Here is a 25,154-nt window from a genome sequence, read left to right on the forward strand (position 1 = left end):
TGCCCGCGACTTTCACCGGGTCACAGAGGCGGCAATTAAGCCGAAAGACGAGCGCGGCCGCGCGCACGGCGGGCTGCGAGAACCTTGCGGCCGCCAGCGGTAGCCATACGGGCGCGGAAGCCATGGCGACGCTTGCGGACAAGCTTGGACGGTTGGTAAGTACGCTTCGACATTTATTTAATACCGCGGTGTGCGGCCCTTCTTGAATTTGCAATAATTTGCAAGAGCGTTTCGTTTTTTGCACGGCTAACCCCGCCTGGGCGAGCTTTCAATGGCCGAGCGTGCGCGGCTTATAAGGGCATAGGCCGAGCAAAGTCAATTGCCGAAGGGGTTTTCGCGCTTCACCTTTTGCGGAAAACGCACCGTCGTCTCCTTCGCCGACTGCCGATAGGGGCCGATTCCGGCGCGCAATCGATAAAATCTGAAATTCTTTCTTAACGCAGCATTGATAAATCTTGTGACGCGAAAAGTTATGCCAGCTTCCCATTTTCATCGCGCGGCTGGTTTTTGTTGGGGGAACGAAGTTGAGAATTCGCGGTCGTATCAATCTACTTGTCGGGCTGATGAGCCTTGTGGCCTGTACCATTGGCGGGCTGTCCATCTATGCGATCAACGAATTCTGGGTTCGGTCGCATCACTTCGAGGAAGCGGCCGAAAGGGCCTACAAGGGCGAGGCGCTCAACCGCCTGGTAACGGCAGTCGTCATGGAGGCGCGCGGTGTCTACGCGGCAGCCGATGTGGCGGCAGCCACCCCCTTCGCCGACGGCATGGTCAAAAACCTCGACGCCATGGAAAAGCTCATTGCCAGCTGGGCGCCGCTCGTGCCGGCGGAACAACAGGCGAGTTTCGACAAGCTTGTCGGCCGGTCCAAGGAATTCCGCACCTTCCGTCTGGAGACCGTGCGACTGGCGAAGGAAAACGGGCCGCAGGCCGCCAGCCAGCAGGGCAATAACGAGGCGAACCGCGCCAACCGCAAGGCCTATCAGGCGGAGATCGACAGCGTCGTGAAAAACGACCTGGCAGAACTCGAAGTCGTGAAGGCAGGAGTCGATTCTTTCAGCACCGCCATATTCTGGGTGATCGTCGCGGTGACGGTTGCCGGTGTCGGCGCGGGAGCCGCCTTCGGCCTCTACATCGGAACGCGGCAGCTCAGCGCGCCCATCCGCAGGGTTTCGCAGGTGATGAATGCCGTGGCCGATGGAAATCTCGACGCGGACGTCCCCTATCTCGGCCGCAACGACGAAATCGGCGAAATGGCTGCGGCCGTCGAGGTCTTCAAGAAAAACGGCAGCGAAGTGCGCCGCATGAATGCCCAGGAAGCCGCCATGCGCGCCAAGAGCGACGATCTGCAGGCCGGCATGGCCGTCGTCGTCGACGCTGCGGCCCAGGGCGATTTCAGCCGCCGCATCAACAAGGATTATGGCGACGACAACCTCAATCGTTTCGCCGCGACAATCAATTCGCTCCTCACCGGCGTCCATAATGGCGTATCCGAGACCAGCCGCGTCATCGAAGGCCTTGCGCGGGGCGATCTGACGGAGAGAATGGATGGCGAGTTCCGCGGCGTCTTCGCCGAACTTCAGGAGAACGTCAACCAGACGCTGACCAAGCTGCGCGAGACGATGCGGGAAGTGCGCGGCAGCACGGAAGGCATCAGCGGCAACGCGAACGAATTGCGCTCGGCGGCCGACGACCTGTCGAAGCGGACCGAGCAGCAGGCCGCGGCGCTGGAGGAAACCTCCGCCGCTCTGGATGAGATCACCGCCGTCGTCCGCAATTCGACCGACCGTGCGCAGGAAGCCAGCGCCATGGTTGCCGAAACGAAGCAGAAGACGGAAGAGTCCGCCAATGTCGTGCGCGATGCCGTGTCCGCCATGGATCGCATCGAGCACGCCTCGCGCGAAATCAGCCAGATCATCAACGTCATCGACGAAATCGCCTTCCAAACCAACCTGCTGGCGCTGAATGCCGGCGTGGAAGCCGCGCGTGCGGGTGAAGCCGGCAAGGGCTTTGCCGTCGTCGCTCAGGAAGTGCGGGAGCTTGCGCAACGATCCGCAACGGCGGCGAAGGACATCAAGGCGCTGATCACCAAATCCGGCGAAGAGGTCGGGCGTGGCGTATCGCTGGTGCAGAGAACCGGCGGCGCACTGAGCGAAATCGAAACACGCGTTCTGGCAATCAATGAGCACATCCATTCGATCGCCACGGCCGCCAGGGAACAGTCTACCGGCCTGCATGAAGTGAATACCGCCATCAACCAGATGGATCAGGTAACGCAGCGCAACGCCGCCATGGTGGAGGAGACTTCGGCCGCAACCCACAAGCTGAGCAGCGAGGCCGACCATCTCGTGACGCTCGTGGCGCGCTTCAACGTCGGCGCCGAGAATGTGCAGCGCAGCCCCCGCATCGAGCAGCCCGCGAGGCCGATGACGGTTTCCGCCGGACCGGTGGCGGTCTCCGGCAGGACGCCGGCGGTGGCGTCTCCGGCCCGCAAATTGATGAACAGCGTCAGCCGCGCGCTCAATGCCCAGCCCGCGGCGGCATCCGCCCATGGCGACTGGCAGGAGTTCTAGGCGACCGGCGGGTTGCTTCAAAACCGGCTTACCTTCGAACGCCGCCCCTGCCGGGCGGCGTTTGTTTTTCCGGCAATGAAAACCTTTATTTTGCAGCGCATTGGAAAAATATCCATTAGGTCCTATTATCATCGCTGCATATAAACCGAGCCGTTCCACGCAAGCAGCGGCGCGCATACAGGATCATGGCCCGGTGTTTTCTAAAGGCGTAGACAGCTTGGACCGCACGCAAGACGATCCGGTGCATTGCATGCCGGGATTGACCGCCGGTCTTTCGGGACGGCTGCTGCTGCTCACGGTCATCTTCGTGATGATCGCCGAAGTGCTGATCTTCGTGCCTTCCGTCGCCAATATGCGTCTTTCATGGTTGCGCGACCGTCTGAATACGGCTGCGGCCGCTGGCGCTGTCATCGACGGCCTGCAGGCCGAACTGCCGCGAAGCGTGCAGAACGACACGCTGATGGCAACCGGGGCGAAGCTTATCGCGCTGCGCAAGGACGGCACCTCACGCCTGCTCGCCGTGGCGGAAACGCCGCCGGGTGTCGATGAGCAATATGATCTTTCCGACGTTTCGCAGGTGGCTGCGGTGCGGGACGCCTTTTCCACCCTGCTGTTCGGCGGCAACCGCGTCATCCGCGTTTTCGATGTCGTCGGCGACAGCGACACGATCATCGAACTGGTGCTCGGCGAAAACAAGCTGCGGGCGGCAATGCTTGCCTATGCCCGCAACGTTTTCCTGATTTCCATCGTCCTGTCGCTGATCACCGCAGGCCTGATCTTCATCTCCATCAATCGCATCATGATCCGGCCCATACGCCGGCTGACGCTCGGCATGCAGAACTTTTCCGAGGATCCGGGCAATCCCGAGCGGATTTTCGTGCCCGAGCAGGGGGCAGACGAACTGGCGGTTGCGGGCCGCCACCTTGCCGACATGCAGACAGAACTGCAGAAAACCCTGCGCCAGCAGAAGAACCTCGTGGATCTCGGCCTCGCGGTCTCGAAGATCAATCACGACATGCGCAACATCCTGTCCTCCGCGCAGCTCATGTCGGACCGTCTGGTGGATGCCAAGGATCCGATGGTCAGGAGCTTCGCGCCGAAACTGCTGCGCACCATCGACCGCGCCGTGGCTTATACCGGCGAGGTTCTGGCCTATGGCCAGGCGACCGAAGGCGCACCGAAACGCAAGATGGTGCAGTTGAGCCTTCTGGTGCGGGATGTGCGCGATATTCTGGCGCTCGATCCGGACAGCGGTATAGAATTTCAGGACAGCGTCCCCCCCGACCTCACGGTGGATGCGGATTCCGAGCAGCTTTTCCGGGTCATCCACAATCTCTGTCGCAATGCCGTTCAGGCCCTGCAATCCGATACCGCGAATGCCGGACTTCGGCATCTTTCCATCTCGGCCCAGAGAGCCGGCAGCGTCGTCAGCATCGTCATCGACGACAATGGGCCGGGCATGCCGCGCAAGGCCAAGGAGAACCTGTTCTCCGCGTTCAGGGGTTCGGCCCGCTCCGGCGGCACGGGCCTCGGGCTAGTCATTGCCCGCGAACTCGTGCTTGCCCATGGCGGCACCATCGCACTCGTCGAAAAGCCCGGTCCCGGCACGCAGTTCCGCATCGAGATCGCCGACCGCGCCGCTTCCGTACAGGCGGCCAGAACCGCCTGAAAAACCTGCTCCGCAGCCGGTTCGCGCAATCATTCTCCCCGCTCAAACGGACACGGTATCTGGCTCGTGGAAAATGATCCGCATGGAATTTCTAATATAATCAAGGAGATAAATGAATTGCTGCGGAAAAATGACAATTTCGAAGCGAAATCGCTTGCATTCGGAATGAGGACGTTTTAGAGGATCGCCACGCCACCGGAAACGACCGGAACGGCACGCACCCGTAGCTCAGCTGGATAGAGCACCAGACTACGAATCTGGGGGTCAGGAGTTCGAATCTCTTCGGGTGCGCCATTTCTCTTCCCATAAAATTAGATACTGAGACAATCGCCCCCCGCGTGCGATATGGCTGATGTCGGTAAGTCCGTTCAGGCGGATGCTTCGACGCTCCGCAGGACCGAGTGAATTCCGAACGTCCCGAAGATATGTTAAAATCACCCGATCATCAGCTGTTCCCGGGGTGAAAGCCATGTTGGAAGCGGACAAGGTGTTTGCGGGTTCGATCCCGGAAAATTACGACCGCTATATGGTGCCGCTGATTTTTGCGCCATTCGCCGCCGATCTGGCGCGCCGGGCGGCTGCCTTGATGCCGATTGATATTCTGGAAATCGCCGCAGGCACCGGCGTCGTCACGCGCGAATTGGCCCGCCGATTATTGCCCGCGGCAAACTATGTGGTGACCGATCTCAACCAGCCGATGCTCGATTTTGCGGCGTCGCAACAGGCGCCGGATCGCCGCATAAAATGGCAGCAGGTAGATGCTCAGACATTGCCTTTTGAAAACGCTGTGTTCGATCTCGTTTTCTGCCAGTTCGGCGCGATGTTCTTTAATGACCGCTTGTCGGCCTATCGCGAGGCAAAGCGGGTATTGAAGCCCGGCGGGCATTATTTATTCAATGTATGGGACCGCATTGAGGAAAATCACTTCGCGGATGATGTGACGAACGCCCTGGCGCGCCTGTTCCCCGATGATCCGCCGCGCTTCATGGCCCGTACCCCGCACGGTTATCATGACACGGCACTCATTCGCCGCGAGCTGGAGGAGGCCGGCTTTTCCCGCGTGACGATTGAGACGGTGACCGCGCAGAGCCGCGCCTCTTCGCCACGCATTCCGGCCATGGCTTATTGTCAGGGAACCGTGCTTCGGACGGAAATTGAGGCGAGAGCACCGGGAGGGCTCGACACCGCGACAGATTGCGCAGCCGCGGCGATTGAAGCGCGGCATGGCGGTGGCGCGGTTGCCGCCAAAATTCAGGCGCATGTGATTCTCGCCGCCGTTTAAACCGGCGCTGCTGAACTGGTTCTCAGCCTATAAATGCGAACGGGGAATATTTGAGCGATACCCCTAAATATTAGTGGTTTTGGGTGGAGGCCTGTACCACCGGGTTTTCCGATAGTTCGAGATTATCGGGCTTTCGCGTGTCATCGAACTTTCCGCAAACCTTCGTCATATTGTCATACAATATAAGCATATGCGCTCCAGAAAAGGAGCGCAGAATGACGCCACAATCACTTGAACTTTCGGGCATCGGCAAAGGCTTCGGGGCTGACGATGTTCTGAAAGAGATCGATCTCTCCATTCGTCCCGGAGAGTTTTTGTCTCTCGTCGGCATGTCGGGCTGCGGCAAGTCCACGCTTCTGCGTATCATTGCGGGGCTGGAAACACCGGATCGCGGTTCGGTCTCCATCGGCGATCAGGATGTGACTGAGGTTGATCCGAGCGATCGAAATCTGGCGATGGTTTTCCAGTCCTATGCCCTTTATCCGCATATGAGCGTGCGCCAGAACATTGCCACACCGCTCAGGATGCGGCGTCTGCCCTTTGCCGCGCGTCTGCCGCTGGTCGGACGGTTTGCGGCCCCGGCGGAAACGCTGGGCCAGATCGACGCCGCCGTCGAACAGGCGGCCGAAACCCTGCAGATCGCGCATCTGCTGGATCGCAAGCCGGCGCAGCTTTCCGGCGGCCAGCGTCAGCGTGTGGCGCTTGCCCGGGCGCTGGTGCGTTCGCCCGCCGCCTTCCTGATGGACGAACCGCTCTCCAACCTCGATGCGAAGCTTCGCGCCCATATGCGTGAGGAACTGGCCGGACTGCACCGTCGGCTGGGGGCGACCTTCATCTATGTCACCCACGACCAGATCGAAGCCATGACCATGTCCGACCGCATCGCCTTGATGTCGGAAGGCCGCATCGAGCAGCTGGGCACGCCGGACGAGCTTTACCGCAAGCCCGCGACGCTGACGGTCGCGCGTTTCATCGGCACGCCATCCATCAACCTGCTGCCGGTCGAAATCGACGCGCAGGGTAAAGTCACGGCCTTTGGACGCGATCTTGGCATCGAGGGTGTGGGCCGCGATGCCGGCCCGGCGACGCTCGGCCTTCGTGCCGAAGATTTGCGCCCGGGCGAAGAAGGTTTTGCCGTGCGCGTGGTGCGCAGCGAAACCCACGGGGCCGACCGCTTCGTGAGCTGCCGCCTGCTGAGCGACGAGACGGTCGCCATCACCCTGCGTCAGGGCGCCGGCGATGCCGTGGGCGCGGATATGAATGGAGTGATGAATCTCGGCTTTGCGCCGGAACGCGCGCATCTTTTCGCGGCCGATGGCCTGCGTCGCAAGGTGACGGTGCGCGAACGGGTGCCGGCATGACGGCGGTCGATTTTTCCACGCCCGCGCGCGCGAAGGCTCGCCCGCGGCTGTCAAAGGCGGACCGGCGGATGATCTGGCGCGGCCTGATGTTCGCTGCCCCCGCAAGCCTGCTGCTTCTGGCGATCTATATCGTTCCGATGCTCGTTCTGGCCGGTTTTTCCGTCACCGATTACCAGCTCGGTTCGCTCTCCACCCGTTTTGTCGGCCTTGGAAACTTCGTCAAGGCATTTCAGGATCCGGTCTTCCTGCGCTCTCTGGCCAATACCGCCATCTATGCGCTCATCGTCATTCCCTTCGGTGTGTTTCTGGCGCTCGGCGTGGCTTTGCTCGTTTATAACCGCAAGCGCAGCCGGGCTTTCTGGGAAGTGGCTTATTTCCTCCCCGTCACAGCAACCCTCGTCGCCATGGCGACCGTGTGGCAGTTCCTGCTGCATCCCTCGCTCGGTCCGGTGAATGCGGCGATCAAATGGCTGGGCTTCGAGCCGGTCGCCTTCCTCTCCAATCCCGTCCTCCTCATTCCCACCATGGCTCTGATGGGCGTCTGGCAGATCCTGGGTTTCAACATGGTGCTGTTCCTCGCGGGCCTCACCGCCATTTCGAAGGATCTGCACGAGGCGGCGCGGCTGGATGGCGCCAAGAACCCGATCGACCGCTTCCTGACCGTGACCTGGCCGATGCTTGGGCCGACGACCATGTTCGTGGTGGTCACCACCTCCATCTCGGCCTTCAAGGTGTTCGAGACGGTGGCTGTGCTCACCAAGGGCCGCTTCGGATCGGAAACCCTGCTGTTCGATCTCTATCTGGAAGGTTTCGAATATTCGAACACCGGTTATGCCGCCGCGCTGACGATTATCTTCCTCGCGATCGTGCTGGTCCTGTCTATCGGCCAGACGCTGCACATGGACCGGAAGGTGCATTACTAATGGCCGCACTCCGCAAATATCTCCCGCATCTCGTGCTTGCCCTTGGCGCTTTCGTGATGCTCCTGCCGTTCTACTGGATGGTGTTGACCTCGATCCGCTCACCGGCAGAGATTTTCGATGTCTCGCTCTGGCCGATCCCGCAGAAATTCGACGCGGCCGATAATTACGCCCGGGCGGCGGGTCAGGTGCCGATGGCGCGTTTCATGCTGAACGGCGTCATCGTCTGCGTGGGCATTCTCGTCGTGCAGATCCTGACGTCGGTTCCGGCTGCCTATGCGCTGGCGAAACTCCGGTTCCCGGGCCGCAAGCTGCTGCTGGGCCTCGTCATTGCGGCGCTCTGCGTTCCCATTCAGGCGCTCGCATTGCCGCTTTTTGTCGGTCTCGCCAAGACGGAGCTTCTGAACACATATTTCGCGATGATGATGCCGTTCTTCCTTTCGGTCTTCGCCATCTTCCTGTTCAACCAGTCCTTCCGCAGCTATCCGAATGAGATCATCGAGGCTGCCCGCATGGACGGGTTCTCGGAAATGGAGATTTGCTGGGGACTGGTCCTTCGCGGATCGCTGCCTTCGCTCGCCGCTTTCTCGATCTTCTCGCTCGTTGCCCACTGGAACGACCTTTATTGGCCGATGATCGTGGTCTCTGACACCAATCTCGCCCCGCCGCCACTTGGCATGATGCTCTTCGCCGATGTCGAATCCGGCGCGAATTACGGTGCGCTGATGGCGGGCGCCACACTGATTACCGCGCCGATGGTGCTGTGCTTCCTCCTCGCACGGCGGCACTTCATCGCCGGTATTACCATGACCGGCGTCAAGTGACGCCGTTCAGATTTCCTCCTCCCAACCTCTCTGGAGACTGACATGAAACTCAACCGACGCGCTGTGATGGGCGGTCTGGCTCTCGGCATGGCTTTTGCGGGCCTCGCTCAGCCGGTTCTGGCCAATGAAATCACGCTCAACGTTCTTTACAACCTGCCGGGCTTCACCAAGTTCCATCAGCCGCTGGCCGATGAATTCATGAAGAAGAACCCGGACGTGAAGATCAACTTCCTCGCTCCGGCCGCCGGTTATAATGAAGGCCAGCAGCAGGTTCTGCGCTCCGCCGTAACGGGCAATCTGCCGGATGTTTATTTCTCGGGTTACAACCTGACGGCGGAACTCGTTCACACGCTTGCACCGCGCAACCAGATCACCGATCTCGGCCCGTTCATTCAGGCTGAAGGCGGTCAGGCCTTCCTCGACAAGAACTACAGCCCGAAGATGGCCGCCCTCGGCCAGATCGACGGCAAGCAGTACGGCCTGCCGGTCAACGCGTCCTCGCCGATCATCTACATCAACTCCGAACTCGTCACCAAGGCTGGCGGCGATCCGGACAAGATGCCGACGACCTTTGCGGAACTCATTGCTCTCGCAAAGAAGATCAAGGCTCTCGACCCGAAGTTCGCCGGCATGAGCTACGACATCAACGGTTGGCCGGATGACTGGTTGTGGCAGGCGCTCATCGTCGAACAGGGCGGCAAGCTCGTTGACGAGAAGGCCAAGACCGTTGGCTTCGATAACGAGATCGGCCTCAACGCCCTGAAGATGACCCGTCAGTTCGTCACCGAAGGCGGCCAGAACCTGCTCGACTGGGATCAGTCGCGCCAGCAGTTCGGTGCAGGCCTCACCGGCTTCATCTTCTCGACGCCTGCCCATGTTCAGACGATCCAGGGCCTGGTCGGCGACCGCTTCAAGCTGAAGACCGCGACCTTCCCGCTCGACAACAAGGAAAAGGGCGGCGTTCCGACCGGCGGCAACTCGGCTGTTATCCTGACACAGGAAAAGGCCAAGCAGGACGCCGCCTGGAAGTACCTGAAGTGGATCACCGGTCCGGAAGCGCAGAACACCATCGTTCGCATCACCGGTTACCTGCCGACCAACAAGCTGGCCACCGGCCCGGACTTCCTCGCTCCTTATTATGTAGAGAACCCGAATGTGAAGACCGCTTCGCTTCAGGCTGACCGCTCTCTGCCCTGGGCCGGTTATCCGGGTGGCGATTCCGTCCGCATCTGGCGCACCCAGCGCGACATCATCGGCACCGTCATGCGCGGTGAGGTGACGCCGGAGGCCGGTCTCAAGCAGATTGTCGAGCAGACCAACGCCCTGCTGAAATAAGCAAAACCATCGAAAAGGCTGCGGGGAAATCCGTTCCCGCAGCCATTTTGCGCAGAAAGACCTGTTATGAAGATCATTCAGATCACCGACACCCATCTCGTACCCCCCGGCATTGCTGTAAACGGCGTCGACCCGGAAAAGCAGCTGCGCGCGGCGGTGGCCGATATTGTCGAAAAACATGCCGACGCCGATCTTCTTGTGATGACGGGTGATCTCTGCAATTACGGCGAGCCGGAAGCCTATGAGCTGCTTCGCGATATCCTCGCGCCCGTCTCGATCCCCGTGCGGTTGATGCTCGGCAATCACGACCGCCGCCCGGAATTCGTGGCCGCCTTTCCGGAACAGCCGCGCGACGATAACGGCTATATCCAGTCTTTCATCGATACCGAATTCGGTCGGCTGCTGTTTCTCGACAGCCACGAGGCCGATGTGATCGGCGGCATGTATGATGCGGATCGTCTGGCATGGCTGGAGAGTGCGCTGGAAAGCGCGGACGACCTGCCGGTGACGGTATTCATTCATCACCCGCCGATGGATTGCGGCATCCGCCATTTCGAACATATCGGCATGCATGATGACGGAGCTGTCATGCGCCGTCTCGCCGCTCATCCGGCCGGTATACGTCATATCATTTTTGGCCATATCCATGTGCCGATGGCAGGCACGACCGCCGAAGGCATCGCCTACAGTTCCGGTCAGGCCTGCGCGCACCGTTTCATCACCGATATCGATGCTGTCGATCCGCTGTGGACGGGCGGCAATCCCTGTTACCGGGTCATAAGCCTCGGTACATTTGGCCTGCGCGCCTATGATGCGGAAGTGGGGCAGGTCGTGCTCGTTCAGGCGCCTGTTTGCGAAGGCCCCTGACACCGGACGTTTCCGTGTTGCACGGAGATGACCTTCGCCTCGTCGCCTGTTGCCGGTGGTGAGGGAGGGGTTTTGGCGATTGCAGGGCTGCGGTGGTGAGAAGACCTCCGTGGCCTGTCGCGCCGATGCGTCACTTGAGGTTTGTTGAACGGGATGTGATGCGTCGAAACCATGGTTCCGTGCGCACCCTTGATCTATGTCAGTTTCATCGATGAAACTGCACGCCATAGTCGCCGAAAGGTGGCCAGCCGAATGCCGTGCCATCGTGATGACAGATTATGGAGAATTGCATGCTTGAAAAGCGTATCCGCAACGCGTCCCTCTTGAACAGGATCGTCAGCGCCGAAGAGGCCGCCAGTCTCATTCAGGACGGCATGACGGTGGGCATGAGCGGCTTTACGCGCGCCGGCGAAGCGAAGGCGGTGCCGCTGGCGCTGGCCGAGCGCGCCAAGACGAACCCCATGAAAATCACCCTGATGACCGGCGCCTCACTCGGCAACGATCTCGACAAGACCATGGTGGAGGCGGGCATGCTGGCGCGCCGCATGCCGTTCCAGTCCGATCCGGCTTTGCGCAGGGCGATCAATGACGGCAAGGTGATGTTCATCGATCAGCACCTTTCCGAAACGGTCGAGCAATTGCGCGGCGGCCAAATCCACGGGGTCGATATCGCCATTGTCGAGGCGGTGGCGATCACGGCGGAAGGCGGCATCGTGCCCACCACCTCCGTCGGCAATTCCGCGAGCTTCGCCATTCTGGCCGATAAGGTCATCGTCGAAATCAACCTCTCGCAGCCCGAGGTGCTGGAGGGGTTGCACGATATTTTCATTCCCGCCAAACGCCCGACCCGCATGCCTATTCCGGTTGTGGCAACGGATAGCCGTGTCGGCCTGCCGTTCATTCCGGTGCCGCCGGAAAAGATCGCCGCCATCGTGCTGAGTGACAAGAGCGACAGTTTTTCGACGGTGCTGCCGCCGGATGACGAGACCAAGGCCATTGCCGGCCATCTCACCGAGTTCCTGTTGAACGAGGTGCGTCACGGGCGCATGACCCATGAACTCCAGCCGCTCCAGGCCGGCATCGGCACCATTGCCAATGCCGTGATGCACGGTTTCATCGATACGCCGTTTCACGATCTCAAAATGTATTCGGAGGTCCTGCAGGATTCGACTTTCGAACTGTTTGATGCGGGCAAGCTGACTTTCGCCTCCGGCTCGTCGATCACGCTGTCTTCCGCCATGAACGAGCAGGTGATGCCACGACTGGCGGAATATAAGAGCAGGCTTATCCTGCGGCCGCAGGAAGTCAGCAACCATCCGGAAGTCATCCGCCGCCTTGGCATTATCGGCATCAACACGGCGCTGGAATTCGATATCTACGGAAACGTCAATTCCACCCATGTCGGCGGAACGCACATGATGAACGGCATCGGCGGCTCGGGGGATTTCGCCCGCAACGCCTATATGTCCATCTTCGTCACCAAATCGATTGCCAAGGGCGGGGCCATTTCAAGCGTCGTGCCGATGGTCAGCCATGTCGATCATACCGAACATGATGTCGATATTCTCGTCACCGAAACCGGGCTCGCCGATCTGCGTGGGCTGGCGCCTCGCGAGCGCGCGGCGGTCATCATCGCGAACTGCGTGCATCCTGATTATCGTGATCAGCTGATGGATTATTACCAGCGGGCGGCGGCGCGGGGTGGACATACGCCGCATCTCATCGAAGAAGCGCTATCCTGGCATGCGGCTCTACGCGAAAGGGGCACGATGCTGCCGCAGAAATAGGCCTGCGTTTTACGAGGCCGCGTCGTTGCCGGTGCGACAGCCGAGCAATTGGGTCCGTTTGGACACACCGGGGCGGAAATTGTCCGCTTCTGTGCCGTGGTTGCTGGCGCGTCTGTTCCGCCTCCGGTAGAAAATCCTCTCCCCCGGCTGCTGTCCGGCTGCCTCTGGGTTGTAGGAGAGTAACGTGATGCCCATTCGCTTCGTGGCCATGATCGCCATTGTCGCCCTGCTCGCCGGCTGTGGAGGGCGTCCGATCGGGGTCATGACGCCCACGGGGCAGACCGTGGCGGGAACCACACCGGTCAACCTTCTTGTCGCCACCACCCGCGCGCCATCGGATAACGCCGCCGTGCTTTTTGGCGGCGAGCGTGGAACGGGTCTGAAGGTGGATGCGGTGACGGTCTCCATTCCGCCCAATGCCAACCGCAAGGTCGGGCAGGTGCAATGGCCGAAGAAACTGCCGCCGAACCCGCTGAAGGATTTCACCACGGTGGCGGTGGAGCCAATTCGCTCCGAAGCGGAGACCAGAAGCTGGATCAGCAGACATATCCAGAAGGACCGCCGCGTGCTGGTCTTCGTGCACGGTTTCAATAATCGTTACGAAGAATCCGTTTATCGCTTCGCCCAGATCGTCCATGATTCCGGCACGGACGTGGTGCCGGTGGTCTTCACCTGGCCCTCGCGGGCGAGCATTTTCGACTATAATTACGACAAGGAAAGCACCAACTACTCTCGCGATGCGCTGGAGGAGATGCTGACGCGACTCGCCAAGGACAAGTCCATCGGCGAGGTCACGGTCATGGCCCATTCCATGGGCACCTGGCTTGCGGTGGAGGCGCTGCGCCAGATGGCCATCCGCAATGGCCGGGTCGATCCGAAGATCGGCAATGTCATTCTCGCCGCGCCGGATCTGGATGTGGACGTGTTCAGCCGGCAATTCGCAAGCCTCGGCAAAACGCCGCCGAAATTCACTCTGTTCGTTTCGCAGGATGATAGGGCGCTCAGCCTGTCACGCCGCATTTCCGGCAATGTCGATCGTCTCGGCCAGATCGACCCATCGGTTGAACCCTATCGCAGCGAGCTTGAAAAAGCCGGCATCACCGTTCTGGATTTGACCAAGCTGCAATCCGGCGACCGCCTGAACCATGGCAAATTTGCCGAAAGCCCTGAAGTTGTTCGGCTTATCGGCGACCGCCTTATCGCCGGGCAGACGGTAACGGATTCCGATGTCGGTCTGGGTGAGGCGCTGGGTGCGGTCAGCATCGGCGCTGCGCAAACCGTCGGAACGGCGGCGAGCGTCGTGGTCAGCGCGCCGATTGCGGTCTTCGATCCGCGCACGCGTGAAAATTACGGCAGGCAGGTGGAACGGCTCGGCCGCTCCGTGGAAAATACCGTCGGATCGGTGGGCGATACCGCCGGTTCCGTGGTGGACGATCAGGCTGTTCAGTCGTCGAGAGTGAATTGCGAGGCGGCCGCCAATCGAAACCGGGCAGAGTGCCGTAACCGATAGATCAAAGATCAAGAGCGAGATGGTGAAACCGTAAGCGATTTTCACCATCTCGCCCTCGCAGATTTGTATACAGCTTGTATTTTTATCTGTATGGTCGGGTCAACAAGCCAACTTCCGGAGTAGACCCCATGCGTTGGAAACGCACCCTCCAGCTTCTCGATGTTCATTGCGAAGGCGAAATCGGCCGTGTCGTCACCGGCGGCGCGCCGAAAATTCCCGGCGACACGGTGGCCGAACAGCTTCACTGGATGAATACCGATCCGCAGGGTGAGGCGCTTCGTCGCTTTCTGACGCTGGAGCCGCGCGGCACACCGATGGGATCGGTCAATCTTCTCCTGCCGCCAAAGCACCCGGATGCGCACGCCGCCTTCGTCATTCTCCAGCCGGATCAGGCGCATGCCAGCTCGGGCTCGAATTCCATCTGCGCGACGACGGCGCTTCTGGAAAGCGGCATGGTGGAAATGCAGGAGCCGGAAACCGTCATCATCCTCGAAACGGCCGCCGGTCTGGTCAAGGCCACGGCCACCTGCCGCGACGGTCGTTGCGAAAAGGTCAAGCTGACCATGGTGCCATCCTTCGTGCATGAGCTGGATGTCAGCATCGACACGCCCGAATGGGGCAGGGTGACGATGGATATCTCCTATGGCGGTATTTTTTATGCGCTGGTCGATGTCCGCCAGATCGGCCTCACCATCGAAAAGGCCAATGCCGCGAAGCTGGTTGCGGCCGGCATGATCCTGAAAGATCTGGTCAACCGAGAAATGACCGTCGTTCATCCGGAAATCCCGGCCATTTCCGGCGTTGCCTATGTCATGTTCCGCGATGTGGATGCGGATGGCTCCATCCGCACCTGTACCACCATGTGGCCGGGCCGGGCGGATCGCTCGCCCTGCGGAACCGGAAACTCCGCCAATCTCGCCACGCTTTATGCGCGCGGCAAGGTGAAGGTCGGAGACGAGTATAAATCCCGCTCGATCATCGGTTCGGAATTCGATGTCGGCCTTTCCGCCGTCACGGAGGTGGCCGGCCGCCCGGCTGTCATCCCCACCATTGCCGGGCGCGGCTTCACCTTCGGCCTGCATCAGGTGGGTCTCGATCCGTTTGATCCACTGGCCGATGGTTTCGCCATGACCGATGTCTGGGGCCCGGAAGCGGGCAACATCTGAGGCACGTTTTAAAAAAATGACATTTACAGCCGCCCGATGGACTTTGGCGGCTGTTTTCCCGCGGCAAAAGATGCTAAGCGGGCGCCAATTCCGTCATGCTCCGAGGTATCCCGATGAAGTCGCTCACCCTGCGCCGCCCTGATGACTGGCACCTGCACCTGCGTGATGGAGCAATGCTGGAAGGGGTGATCGGGGATACGAGCCGCCATTTCGCCCGCGCCATCATCATGCCGAACCTGGTGCCGCCGGTCGTCACCACGGCCGATGCCCGCGCCTATCGCGAACGCATCGTCAAGGCCATTCCCGCGGGTGACCGTTTCGAGCCGCTGATGACCCTCTATCTGACCGAGGACACGCAGGCCGACGATGTGGAAGAGGGCAAAAAAAGCGGCCTCATCACTGCCGTAAAGCTCTATCCGGCTGGTGCGACGACCAATTCCCACGGCGGTGTGCGCGATTTCAACAAGGCCATGCCGGTTCTGGAGCGCATGGCGAAGATTGGCCTGCCGCTTTGCGTGCATGGCGAGGTAACGACGCCGGAAGTCGATATTTTCGACCGCGAGAAGGTGTTCATCGATACGGTTCTGGAGCCGCTGCGCCAGCGCCTGCCGGAACTCAAGGTGACGATGGAGCACATCACCACCCGCGACGGCGTGGACTATATCAAGTCGTCCAAGGCCAACATCGCCGGCTCCATCACCACCCACCATCTCATCATCAACCGTAACGCCATCCTGGTCGGCGGTATCAAGCCGCATTATTATTGCTTGCCCGTCGCCAAGCGCGAAGAGCACCGGCTGGCGCTGCGGGCTGCCGCGACTTCGGGCGATGCACGCTTCTTCCTCGGCACGGATTCCGCGCCGCATGTGGACCCGCTGAAGGAATGCGCCTGCGGCTGCGCCGGCATCTATACCTCGATCAACACCATGAGCTGTCTCGCCCACGTCTTCGAGGATGAAAACGCCCTCGACAGGCTGGAAGCCTTCGCCTCGCTCAACGGCCCGGCCTGGTATGGGCTCGCCCCGAACGAGGAGACCATCACGCTGGTCAAGCGCGAGGAAGCGGTGGCCTTTCCTGAAAAAATCGAGACGGGCGCCGGGCCGGTCACCGTGTTCGATCCGATGTTCCCGCTCCATTGGGATGTGAGTTGATTTTTTAGTAACCGCCGGCACTGCCGGCGGTTTTGTTATGGTCCCCAGGCATTCGCCCTTCGGCGCCGCCTGCGGATGCCTGCAATGCTGAACCGAGATGTTGTGCTTTCCGAAAACCGATCCGGGTTTTCGGAGCGATAAACCAAGGCCGAAAAGGAGAACGCCTATGAACCATTTCACATTCACTGACCGCGCCGTCGTTGCGGAATTGGTTGCGAAGATGTTGTGGGAAATCAAGGCGGTCCACTTCAATTCCGAAAGCCCCTATACCTTCGCTTCGGGTATGAAGAGCCCGGTTTACATCGACATGCGCAAGCTCATCTCCTTCCCGCGTATCCGCTCGGCGGCAATGGATTTTGCGGCGGCGGCGGTGATGCGCGAGGCCGGTTTCGAGAAGTTCGACTGCGTGGCAGGCGGTGAAACGGCGGGCATTCCCTTCGCTGCTTTCCTTGCCGAGCGCCTCGGCCTGCCGATGATCTATTGCCGCAAGAAGCCGAAAGGCCATGGCCGCAACGCCCAGATCGAAGGCCATATGCCGGAAGGCGCACGCGTTCTCGTCATCGAGGATCTGACGACGGCCGGCGGCTCGATGTTCACCTTCATCGACGCCATCCGTGCGGCGGGCGGCATTGTCGATCACGGCATCGCGCTGTTTTATTACGGCATCTTCGAAGAGGCTGAAGCGCGCTTCGCCAATGGTAATGTCAAGCTGCATTACCTGACCACCTGGCGCGATGTTCTGGCCGTTGCCCGGGCGGAAAAACTGTTCGACGAAAAGACTCTCTCCGAGGTCGAAGCCTTCCTCGATAACCCGCTGCCATGGTCGGCAAAACGCGGCGGTGTCAGCGAATTGCCGCAATCTTAATTTCGGATGCGGCCAGCCCGGTTTTGCGGCTGGCCTTCCGATCGATCTTCGTCTAAATCGATTTAAGTCCATTTGATTTGCTGTTTTGAGGAGGACCGTAATGATCCTGTGTTGTGGTGAAGCCCTGATCGACATGCTGCCCCGGCAGACGACGCTGGGTGAGGCGGGTTTTGCCCCCTATGCAGGCGGAGCGGTCTTCAACACGGCGATTGCGCTGGGGCGTCTTGGCGTTCCATCCGCCTTCTTCACCGGTCTTTCCGATGACATGATGGGCGATATCCTGCGGGAAACCCTGCGCGCCAGCAATGTCGACTTCAGCTATTGCGCCACCCTTTCGCGCCCGACCACCATCGCCTTCGTGAAGCTGGTGGATGGCCATGCGACCTATGCCTTCTACGACGAAAACACCGCCGGCCGCATGATTACCGAGGCGGAGCTTCCGGCACTGGGCGCGGATTGCGAGGCGCTGCATTTCGGTGCGATCAGCCTCATCCCGGAGCCCTGCGGCAGCACCTATGAGGCGTTGATGACGCGCGAGCACAAAAGCCGCGTCATCTCGCTCGATCCGAATATCCGCCCCGGCTTCATCAAGGACAAGCAGTCCCATATGGCCCGCATTCGCCGCATGGCGGCGATGTCGGATATCGTGAAATTCTCGGATGAAGACCTTGCCTGGTTCGGTCTGGAAGGCGATGAGGACACGCTTGCCCGCCACTGGCTGCACCATGGTGCGAAACTCGTCGTCGTCACCCGTGGCGCCAAGGGCGCGGTGGGGTATAGCGCCAATCTCAAGGTTGAAGTGGCTTCTGAGCGGGTGGAAGTGGTCGACACTGTCGGCGCGGGTGATACCTTCGATGCCGGCATTCTTGCTTCGCTGAAAATGCAGGGCCTTCTGACCAAGGCGCAGGTTGCCTCGCTGACGGAAGAACAGATCAGGAAGGCTTTGGCGCTGGGCGCGAAAGCGGCCGCTGTCACCGTTTCGCGGGCTGGCGCGAACCCGCCCTTTGCGCATGAAATCGGTTTGTGATGAGCGCGGTTGAACCATTTTGAAAAGGTGGTTCAACACTCTTCCCGGCTTTAAAACCGTAAAAAACCGTTATTTCGATATTATGAAGCTTGTGTCCGCTGTTTTTTCACGAAACAAGCATCGCATGAGCGTTCCCAAGTCCCATCCTTTCGATTTCGACCCGACCTATGGCATGCAGCGCGAGCAGCTGCTGGCCATCACCCCGCCCGAAGCGCCGCCGGGCTTCGATGATTTCTGGAAAAAGCGCTATCGCCGCGCCCTCGCCACGGATCCCCGACCGGTGCTGCGCAAGAGCAGGCTCAGCGACCCCCGCTGGCATGTCCTCGATATGACCTACACCTCCACCGGCGGTTTTCGCATCGGCGGGTGGCTGCTTTTGCCGCGCGAAGGGCAGGTGCGCCGTGGCCTCGTTGTCGGCCATGGTTATGGTGGGCGAGGGGAGCCCGATTTCGACGTGCCGGTGGAAGAAACAGTCGTGCTGTTTCCCTGTTTTCGCGGGCTTTCGCTGAGCGCCTGTCCGCCGATTTCGTCCGACCCCGCCCTTCATGTTCTCTATAATATCGACAGGAAAGACGATTACATCATCGGCGGCTGCGTCGACGATCTGTGGGTTGCCGTTTCCACGCTCATCAGCCTCTATCCGTGGCTGGAAGGGCAGGTGGGTTACAGCGGCATCAGTTTCGGCGGCGGCATCGGTGCCCTGGCCATCCCTTTCGACGAGCGCATAGACCGCGGCCATCTTGTCGTGCCCACATTCGGACACCGGCCGTTCTGGCTGACGCTGCCGACCGTCGGCAGCGCGGATGCGGTTCAGACCTATCAGAAAACCCATGCCAACCTGCTTGAGACGCTGCGCCTGTTCGATGCCGCCAGTGCCGCCACCCGCATAAAAGTGCCGATGCTGGTCGCGCCCGCACTTTTCGACCCTGCGGTCGCGCCGCCCTGCCAGTTCGCGGTGGCCAATGCGCTGCCACAATCAAAATTTAATGAAATATTCATCCTCGACGCCGGGCATTTCGATTACCCTGACAGCGCATCGCAAGATGCGGTCCATAAGGACAAGGTCAGACGGTTTTTCAAGGTGCCATGAAACGCGAATATCTCCGCTGGTATAGTCAAAGGCTCCATCGCGACATGGAGTTGTTAATATTCGGACATTCCGGCGCCAAGGTGCTGATGTTTCCCACCCGCGACGGGCGTTTCTTCGAATATGAGGAACTTGGTCTTGTCGGCAGTCTGGCTGACAAGCTGGAGGCGGGCCACCTTCAGCTCTATTGTATAGAGGGGCTGGCCAGAGAGACCTTCTATGCTGCCGGGCATCATCCCGCCGATCGTATTCGCCGCCATGCAGCCTTCGAAGAGTATATTCTGAACGAAGTGCTGCCGCTAATGGCCGAGAAAAATCCGAATAGTGATACGATCGTGCAGGGCTGCAGCCTGGGTGCGTTTCAGGCCGCCAGCCTCGTCTTTCGCCACCCGCATCTTTTTCGCAAGCTCGTCGCCTTTTCCGGCCGTTATGACCTGACGATGAAGGTGGAATCCTTCGGCGACCTGTTCGATGGCTATTACGACGACGATGTCTATTTCCACATGCCGAGCCATTTCCTGCCGGGCCTTGCCTGCCCATGGCGGCTCGATAGCCTGCGGCGTATCGACATGGTCTTCACCATCGGCGATGCCGATCCGTTTCTGGACAACAACCATCACCTCAGCCGGGTTCTGTCGGAGAAGCAGGTGGGGCATCGGATGCATGTCTGGGATGGTCGCGCCCACCGGGCGGGCGCGTGGCGCAAGATGGCGGCGCTTTATATTTGAGCGGCCACATTAAAAAAGCCGGAGGTGTCTCCGGCTTTTTAGATCGAGGTCGTAACGACCCTCAGCCCGCCAGTCCCGCCAGCGCTTTCACCAGCCCCTGGGTTGAGCTGTCATGGCCGGCCGCACTTTCCTTGCCTTCAACCACGGGAAGCAGCCCGGTCGCCAGTTCCTTGCCAAGCTCCACGCCCCACTGGTCGAAGGAGTTGATGCGGAACAACACGCCTTCGACGAAAACGCGGTGCTCGTAGAGCGCGATCAGGCGGCCAAGCGCAAAGGGTGTCAGCTTGTCGTAGACGAAGGTGATGGAGGGGCGGTTGCCGGTGAAGACGCGATGCGGCGCGATGAAATCGGCTTGGCTGTCTTCCATGCCCTTGGAGGTGAGCTGAGCTTTCGCTTCGGCGAGCGTGCGGCCCTTCATCAGCGCTTCCGATTGTGCCAGGCAATTGGCGATGAGAAGCTGGTGCTGGTGGCGCAGTTCGGGCTCGAAACCGTTGGCGGCGATCATGAATTCCGCCGGAATGACGCTCGTGCCCTGGTGGATCAGCTGGTAGAAGGCGTGCTGGCCATTGGTGCCGGGCTCGCCCCAGACGACCGGGCCGGACTGGCCTTCGACGGGCGTGCCGTCGATGGTCACACCCTTGCCGTTCGATTCCATGTCGAGCTGCTGCAGATAGGCGGGGAAACGCGAGAGCCGCTGGTCATAGGGCAGGATCGCCCGGGTCGGATAATTCAGCACGTTGCGGTTATAAAAACCGATGAGGCCGAGCAGCATCGGCAGGTTTTCACGGATCGGCGCCTCGCGGAAGTGCCTGTCCATGGCATGTGCGCCATCCAGGAACTTGCCGAAATTATCCGGCCCGATGGCGATCATCAGCGGCAGGCCGATGGCCGACCAGATCGAATAACGTCCGCCCACCCAGTCCCAGAAACCGAAGATGCGGTCGCTTTCGATACCGAAGGCGGCCACCTTTTCCAGTGCGGTCGAAACGGCGGCGAAGTGATGCTTGACGGCAGCCTCGCCCAGCTTCTCGGCGATGAAACGGCGCGCGGTCGCGGCGTTCGTCATCGTCTCGATGGTGGTGAAAGTCTTGGAGGCGACGATGAAAAGCGAGGTCTCGGGATCGATGAGCTTCAGCGTATCGGCAATATGCGCGCCATCGATGTTGGAAACGAAATGCGCGCGCGGGCCGTCATGGAAAGGCGCGAGCGCCAGCGTCGCCATCACGGGACCGAGATCGGAACCGCCGATGCCGATATTGATGACATCGGTAATCTTCTTGCCAGTCGCGCCCTTCAGCGAACCGGAACGAATAGCATCGGCAAACTTGCCCATGGCGGTGAGAACGGCGTTCACGTCAGGCATCACGTCCTTGCCGTCAACCAGAACCGGCGTGTTGGAGCGATTGCGCAGCGCGGTATGCAGCACGGCGCGGTCTTCGGTGAAGTTGATAACCTTTCCGGAGAACATCTCCTCGCGCTTGGCCTCGACGCCGCCTTCGCGCGCGAGCTGTTCGAGAAGCGTGACGATCTCTTCGTTCACGGCGCATTTGGAATAGTCCATCAGCAGGTCATCGAATTTGGCGCTGAAACGGCTGAATCTCTTGTCGTCTGCCGCAAAGGCGGCACGAAGATCGGTTGCGGCTGTGCTGCTCGCCGTTGCTTTCAGTTTTTCGATGGTGGCCTGCATCTTGTGCTCCTCGGCTTCCGTGGAAGGATGAGGAAACTATTCTTTTTCAGGCGGCCAAATCAAGGCGACTTTGATAAAAGAAAAGGGCCGGGATGAAGGAAAGAGCCGGTCGCCCGGCTCTCCCCATTGCACGAGACAATCAGTTCAGATTGCGCAATTCGCGCCGCAAGATTTTGCCGACATTCGATTTCGGCAACTCGGTGCGGAACTCGATGATTTTCGGCCTTTTGTAATTCGTCAGGTTCTTGGCGCAGAAGGCCTTGAGCTCCGCTTCCGTGAGCGACTGGTCTTTCTTGACGACGAAAAGTTTGACGGTTTCGCCGGAATGTTCATCCGGAACACCGATGGCGGCGCATTCCAGCACGCCGGGATGGCTGGCGGCCACTTCTTCCACCTCGTTCGGATAGACGTTGAAACCGGAAACGAGGATCATGTCCTTCTTGCGGTCGACGATCTTGGTGTAACCGCGTTCGTCCATGAAACCCATGTCGCCGGAACGGAAGAAGCCGTCGGCGGTCATGGCTTTTGCGGTTTCATCCGGCCGCTGCCAATAGCCGGCCATGACCTGCGGCCCGCGAATGCAGATCTCGCCGACTTCGCCTGTCGGCAGGCTGTTGCCGTCCTCGTCGCGAATATCGATTTCGGTCGAGGAGATGGGCAGGCCGATGGTGCCGCTGAATTCCGTGGAATCGAGGCGGTTGACGGTGGCGACCGGGGATGTCTCGGAGAGACCGTAGCCTTCGGCAATCGGGCAACCGACGATGGAAAGCCAGCGCTCCGCAACGGGCCTTTGCACCGCCATGCCGCCGCCGAGAACCAGAATAAGCGACGACAGATCAAGCTTGCGGAAATCCTCGTTGTTCATCATCGCGTTGAAAAGCGTGTTGATACCGGGGAAGACATGCGGCTGATAATGCGCCAGCTCCTTCACGAAGCCGGGAATGTCGCGCGGATTGGCGATCAGCAGATTATGACCGCCGAGCGCAATGCCCATCAGCGAATTCACCGTCAAGGCGAAGATGTGGCAGAGCGGCAGCGCGCAGATGAAGTTGAGAACCTCCGGGCGGTCTTTTTTGCCATTGAAGGCCGCGTCCAGCCACAGGCTGATCTGAAGCTTGTTGGCCAGAAGATTGGCGTGGGTGAGAACCGCACCCTTGGATACGCCCGTCGTGCCGCCGGTATATTGCAGGAAGGCGATGTCCTGCGCCGTGAGGCTGACCGGCTTCAGCGAAAATCCCTGACCTTCCTTCAGCATGGCCTTGAAGCTGATGGAACCGGGAATGGTGTAGGCGGGCACCAGTTTCTTGACCTTGCGAACCACCAGATTGACGATATGTCCCTTGAAGCCGAGGAGATCGCCCATCGCCGCGACGACCACATGCCGCACCGCGGTTTTAGGCACCGCCTGCTGGGCCACATGGGCGAAGTTTTCCAGAACGAAGATCGCCTTTGCGCCGGAATCCTTGAGCTGATGTTCCAGTTCGCGCGGGGTATAGAGCGGATTGACGTTGACCACGATCATGCCCGCCCGCAGGATCCCGTATACGGCGACGGGATTTTGCAGGATATTCGGCATCATCACGGCAACCCGGTCGCCTTTTTCCAGCCCCCTGGATTGCAGCCAGGCAGCGACCGCGCGGGTTTCAGCGTCCAGTTCCCGATAGGTCAGGGACTTTCCCATGCTGGAAAAGGCCTTGCGGTCGGCAAATTGCGCACAGCTCTTTTCGAGAAGTTCGACAAGGGAGGCATGGGCGGATGCGGGGATTTCGGAAGGTACGCCCGGCGGATAGGATGCCAGCCAGCGCTTCTCTGCGCTGACGTTTTCCGGGTGTCCCAGGGACAGTTCACTCATGCTTCTCCTCCCAGAGTCTTTGTCGCGCCGCGCATTTTTTGAAACGCGTGAAGGGCGCTTTCGGCTGCCTGATGTTCACGAAGCTCCCGCATTCAGCCGGCCCAATCGGCCGGGTTGAGGGAACCCCATGTGGCGTCACCGGATCGACCGCTCCTCTCGCTCCCCGGTGACGAATGATAGACGCGTAATCCCTTGACGTCCATCTCGTCGGCAAAGCCTATTTAACTCTAACGTAAACGTCAATATTGCTGCCGCACATCTCGCCAACTCGTGAAGGCAAGAGCATTTTTCGCGGCTTTTTTGACTTTAATCCTGATTTGAGCGATCAACATAATTCGCAAAGCAGGGCAGGATTGGAAATGGCAGGCAGGGCAGCGCTTGAACTGAAATCGGTCGGGAAGAGATTCGGCGATACGGAAGTGCTGTCCGATATCGATCTTTCCGTCGAACGCGGCGAAATCATTTGTCTGGTGGGACGCTCCGGCTGTGGAAAATCGACCCTGCTGCGCATCGTGGCGGGCGTGGAGACACCGGACCATGGCAGCGTTTCCCTGAACGGCGCTGTCGTTGCCGGTCCCGCTGTTTTCGTCGAGCCGGAAAAGCGCAATATCGGTTTTGTCTTTCAGGATTATGCACTGTTTCCGCATCTGACCGTCGAGCAGAATGTCATGTTCGGTCTTCGGTCTTTGCCGAAGGTGGAAGCCCGCCGCCGCGCCGCAGAGATGATCGAACATGTTCACCTGCAGGAATTGGCGAAACGTTATCCGCATACGCTTTCGGGCGGCGAGCAGCAGCGTGTGGCGCTTGCCCGCGCGCTTGCCCCGCAGCCCGGCCTGCTCCTGATGGACGAGCCCTTTTCCAATCTGGACAGGGGACTGCGCGACAGCGTGCGCGAGGAAACGCTTGGCCTGTTGCGGCAACTGGGCACGACGGCGATCATGGTGACCCATGATCCGGAAGAGGCGCTTTCTGCAGGCGACCGTGTGGTTCTGATGCAGCGCGGGCGCATCGTGCAGAGCGGCACGGGTTACGAAATCCACGATTATCCCAAAACCCGTTATGCCGCCGATTTTTTCTGCGCCTTCAACAAGATCGAAGGCCGGGTGAGACAGGGCCGGGTCGAAACGCCGCTCGGGCTTCTGGGCGATGCGTCAGATCTGCCTGACGGCCTCGCCGCCGTCGCCTATGTTCGCCCAAATGCGATTTCGATCATCGAGGACGGCGCCGCGAAAGAAGGAATTGCCGGCGAAATATCGAGCCGTGTCTTCCTCGGGGAGATCGAGCAGCTGGGCATAGCCGTACCCGGATTGTCGGCCGATCTGCGTGTCAGGACAATGCAGCGCACACCCGCCCGGACGACGGCGGTGCGCTTCGGTATCGATCCCAAGGGAGTGCTGATATTTACTGCAAGTTGAGTGAGCGGATTTGCATGTTTATTTCCGCTCCATTTTCAACTCTTGGTG

20 protein-coding genes and 1 tRNA gene are annotated in these 25,154 nt (G+C 60.1%); 18 read left to right on the forward strand and 3 right to left on the reverse strand.

What is annotated here, in order from left to right:
* Positions 1 to 35: 35 nt before the first annotated feature.
* A complete protein-coding gene (gene rpmH, locus EM858_RS11730; RefSeq protein WP_003493611.1) occupies positions 36 to 173 on the reverse strand; it encodes a 50S ribosomal protein L34 in 138 nt (45 codons plus the stop codon).
* 351 nt (positions 174 to 524) lie between these two features.
* Between rpmH and EM858_RS11735 the strand changes: the two genes are divergently transcribed.
* The 17 genes from EM858_RS11735 (at position 525) to EM858_RS11820 (ending at position 20,152) form a co-directional block, all read left to right on the forward strand.
* On the forward strand, positions 525 to 2,573 hold the full coding sequence (locus EM858_RS11735; RefSeq protein ID WP_127756786.1) for a methyl-accepting chemotaxis protein: 2,049 nt from the start codon (positions 525 to 527) through the stop codon (positions 2,571 to 2,573).
* A gap of 250 nt (positions 2,574 to 2,823) precedes the next feature.
* Positions 2,824 to 4,242 (forward strand): HAMP domain-containing sensor histidine kinase, encoded by a 1,419-nt coding sequence (locus EM858_RS11740; protein WP_164865413.1) that lies wholly within the window; start codon positions 2,824 to 2,826, stop codon positions 4,240 to 4,242.
* A gap of 217 nt (positions 4,243 to 4,459) precedes the next feature.
* Positions 4,460 to 4,536, forward strand: a tRNA-Arg gene (locus EM858_RS11750).
* A gap of 175 nt (positions 4,537 to 4,711) precedes the next feature.
* Entirely contained in the window at positions 4,712 to 5,524 is an 813-nt protein-coding gene (locus EM858_RS11755) for a class I SAM-dependent methyltransferase (protein ID WP_127756828.1), read from the forward strand.
* Between the two features lie 215 nt (positions 5,525 to 5,739).
* Positions 5,740 to 6,885 (forward strand): ABC transporter ATP-binding protein, encoded by a 1,146-nt coding sequence (locus EM858_RS11760; RefSeq protein ID WP_164865409.1) that lies wholly within the window; start codon positions 5,740 to 5,742, stop codon positions 6,883 to 6,885.
* Positions 6,882 to 7,808, forward strand: coding sequence for a sugar ABC transporter permease (locus tag EM858_RS11765; protein WP_127756789.1), 927 nt, complete (start codon positions 6,882 to 6,884; stop codon positions 7,806 to 7,808). The genes EM858_RS11760 and EM858_RS11765 overlap by 4 nt, the downstream gene beginning before the upstream one ends.
* Positions 7,808 to 8,629 (forward strand): carbohydrate ABC transporter permease, encoded by an 822-nt coding sequence (locus EM858_RS11770; RefSeq protein WP_127756790.1) that lies wholly within the window; start codon positions 7,808 to 7,810, stop codon positions 8,627 to 8,629. Before EM858_RS11765 ends, EM858_RS11770 begins: the two co-directional genes overlap by 1 nt.
* A gap of 42 nt (positions 8,630 to 8,671) precedes the next feature.
* Positions 8,672 to 9,964, forward strand: coding sequence for an ABC transporter substrate-binding protein (locus EM858_RS11775; protein ID WP_127756791.1), 1,293 nt, complete (start codon positions 8,672 to 8,674; stop codon positions 9,962 to 9,964).
* 66 nt (positions 9,965 to 10,030) lie between these two features.
* Complete coding sequence (locus tag EM858_RS11780; RefSeq protein WP_127756792.1) at positions 10,031 to 10,831, forward strand: phosphodiesterase; 801 nt, start codon at positions 10,031 to 10,033, stop codon at positions 10,829 to 10,831.
* 290 nt (positions 10,832 to 11,121) lie between these two features.
* A complete protein-coding gene (locus EM858_RS11785; RefSeq protein ID WP_127756793.1) occupies positions 11,122 to 12,618 on the forward strand; it encodes an acetyl-CoA hydrolase/transferase family protein in 1,497 nt (498 codons plus the stop codon).
* A gap of 187 nt (positions 12,619 to 12,805) precedes the next feature.
* A complete protein-coding gene (locus EM858_RS11790) occupies positions 12,806 to 14,128 on the forward strand; it encodes an alpha/beta hydrolase (protein ID WP_127756830.1) in 1,323 nt (440 codons plus the stop codon).
* A gap of 128 nt (positions 14,129 to 14,256) precedes the next feature.
* Positions 14,257 to 15,294, forward strand: a complete 1,038-nt coding sequence (locus tag EM858_RS11795; RefSeq protein ID WP_127756794.1) for a 4-hydroxyproline epimerase — start codon at positions 14,257 to 14,259, stop codon at positions 15,292 to 15,294.
* Positions 15,295 to 15,407: 113 nt separating this feature from the next.
* Positions 15,408 to 16,445, forward strand: coding sequence for a dihydroorotase (pyrC, locus tag EM858_RS11800; protein WP_059759511.1), 1,038 nt, complete (start codon positions 15,408 to 15,410; stop codon positions 16,443 to 16,445).
* Between the two features lie 166 nt (positions 16,446 to 16,611).
* Entirely contained in the window at positions 16,612 to 17,310 is a 699-nt protein-coding gene (locus tag EM858_RS11805) for an orotate phosphoribosyltransferase (protein ID WP_003520012.1), read from the forward strand.
* Between the two features lie 100 nt (positions 17,311 to 17,410).
* On the forward strand, positions 17,411 to 18,337 hold the full coding sequence (locus EM858_RS11810) for a carbohydrate kinase (protein ID WP_127756795.1): 927 nt from the start codon (positions 17,411 to 17,413) through the stop codon (positions 18,335 to 18,337).
* A 124-nt stretch (positions 18,338 to 18,461) separates the two neighbouring features.
* The gene (locus tag EM858_RS11815; protein WP_127756796.1) at positions 18,462 to 19,427 is read left to right on the forward strand and encodes an acetylxylan esterase; all 966 of its coding nucleotides are present in this window, start codon (positions 18,462 to 18,464) and stop codon (positions 19,425 to 19,427) included.
* Complete coding sequence (locus EM858_RS11820) at positions 19,424 to 20,152, forward strand: alpha/beta hydrolase-fold protein (RefSeq protein ID WP_127756797.1); 729 nt, start codon at positions 19,424 to 19,426, stop codon at positions 20,150 to 20,152. The genes EM858_RS11815 and EM858_RS11820 overlap by 4 nt, the downstream gene beginning before the upstream one ends.
* Before the next feature lie 61 nt (positions 20,153 to 20,213).
* Here EM858_RS11820 and pgi read toward each other — a convergent pair whose 3' ends face one another.
* Together pgi and EM858_RS11830 are read right to left on the reverse strand one after the other, a co-directional pair.
* A complete protein-coding gene (pgi, locus tag EM858_RS11825) occupies positions 20,214 to 21,839 on the reverse strand; it encodes a glucose-6-phosphate isomerase (protein WP_127756798.1) in 1,626 nt (541 codons plus the stop codon).
* 139 nt (positions 21,840 to 21,978) lie between these two features.
* A complete protein-coding gene (locus EM858_RS11830) occupies positions 21,979 to 23,691 on the reverse strand; it encodes a long-chain fatty acid--CoA ligase (RefSeq protein ID WP_127756799.1) in 1,713 nt (570 codons plus the stop codon).
* Between the two features lie 359 nt (positions 23,692 to 24,050).
* Here EM858_RS11830 and EM858_RS11835 point away from each other — a divergent pair, with 359 nt between their 5' ends.
* The gene (locus EM858_RS11835; RefSeq protein ID WP_127756800.1) at positions 24,051 to 25,106 is read left to right on the forward strand and encodes an ABC transporter ATP-binding protein; all 1,056 of its coding nucleotides are present in this window, start codon (positions 24,051 to 24,053) and stop codon (positions 25,104 to 25,106) included.
* Positions 25,107 to 25,154 lie beyond the last annotated feature (48 nt).

The organism is Agrobacterium sp. CNPSo 2736, from assembly GCF_004005385.1.
GTDB lineage: Bacteria > Pseudomonadota > Alphaproteobacteria > Rhizobiales > Rhizobiaceae > Agrobacterium > Agrobacterium leguminum.

Bases quoted from the DNA above. Each gene is read 5' to 3' on its own strand.
- rpmH (WP_003493611.1), bottom strand. From the start codon at position 173: ATGTCGAAGCGTACTTACCAACCGTCCAAGCTTGTCCGCAAGCGTCGC.
- EM858_RS11740 (WP_164865413.1), top strand. From the start codon at position 2,824: ATGCCGGGATTGACCGCCGGTCTTTCGGGACGGCTGCTGCTGCTCACG.
- EM858_RS11755 (WP_127756828.1), top strand. From the start codon at position 4,712: ATGTTGGAAGCGGACAAGGTGTTTGCGGGTTCGATCCCGGAAAATTAC.
- EM858_RS11760 (WP_164865409.1), top strand. From the start codon at position 5,740: ATGACGCCACAATCACTTGAACTTTCGGGCATCGGCAAAGGCTTCGGG.
- EM858_RS11765 (WP_127756789.1), top strand. From the start codon at position 6,882: ATGACGGCGGTCGATTTTTCCACGCCCGCGCGCGCGAAGGCTCGCCCG.
- EM858_RS11770 (WP_127756790.1), top strand. From the start codon at position 7,808: ATGGCCGCACTCCGCAAATATCTCCCGCATCTCGTGCTTGCCCTTGGC.
- EM858_RS11775 (WP_127756791.1), top strand. From the start codon at position 8,672: ATGAAACTCAACCGACGCGCTGTGATGGGCGGTCTGGCTCTCGGCATG.
- EM858_RS11780 (WP_127756792.1), top strand. From the start codon at position 10,031: ATGAAGATCATTCAGATCACCGACACCCATCTCGTACCCCCCGGCATT.
- EM858_RS11785 (WP_127756793.1), top strand. From the start codon at position 11,122: ATGCTTGAAAAGCGTATCCGCAACGCGTCCCTCTTGAACAGGATCGTC.
- EM858_RS11790 (WP_127756830.1), top strand. From the start codon at position 12,806: ATGCCCATTCGCTTCGTGGCCATGATCGCCATTGTCGCCCTGCTCGCC.
- EM858_RS11795 (WP_127756794.1), top strand. From the start codon at position 14,257: ATGCGTTGGAAACGCACCCTCCAGCTTCTCGATGTTCATTGCGAAGGC.
- pyrC (WP_059759511.1), top strand. From the start codon at position 15,408: ATGAAGTCGCTCACCCTGCGCCGCCCTGATGACTGGCACCTGCACCTG.
- EM858_RS11805 (WP_003520012.1), top strand. From the start codon at position 16,612: ATGAACCATTTCACATTCACTGACCGCGCCGTCGTTGCGGAATTGGTT.
- EM858_RS11810 (WP_127756795.1), top strand. From the start codon at position 17,411: ATGATCCTGTGTTGTGGTGAAGCCCTGATCGACATGCTGCCCCGGCAG.
- EM858_RS11815 (WP_127756796.1), top strand. From the start codon at position 18,462: ATGAGCGTTCCCAAGTCCCATCCTTTCGATTTCGACCCGACCTATGGC.
- EM858_RS11820 (WP_127756797.1), top strand. From the start codon at position 19,424: ATGAAACGCGAATATCTCCGCTGGTATAGTCAAAGGCTCCATCGCGAC.
- pgi (WP_127756798.1), bottom strand. From the start codon at position 21,839: ATGCAGGCCACCATCGAAAAACTGAAAGCAACGGCGAGCAGCACAGCC.
- EM858_RS11830 (WP_127756799.1), bottom strand. From the start codon at position 23,691: ATGAGTGAACTGTCCCTGGGACACCCGGAAAACGTCAGCGCAGAGAAG.
- EM858_RS11835 (WP_127756800.1), top strand. From the start codon at position 24,051: ATGGCAGGCAGGGCAGCGCTTGAACTGAAATCGGTCGGGAAGAGATTC.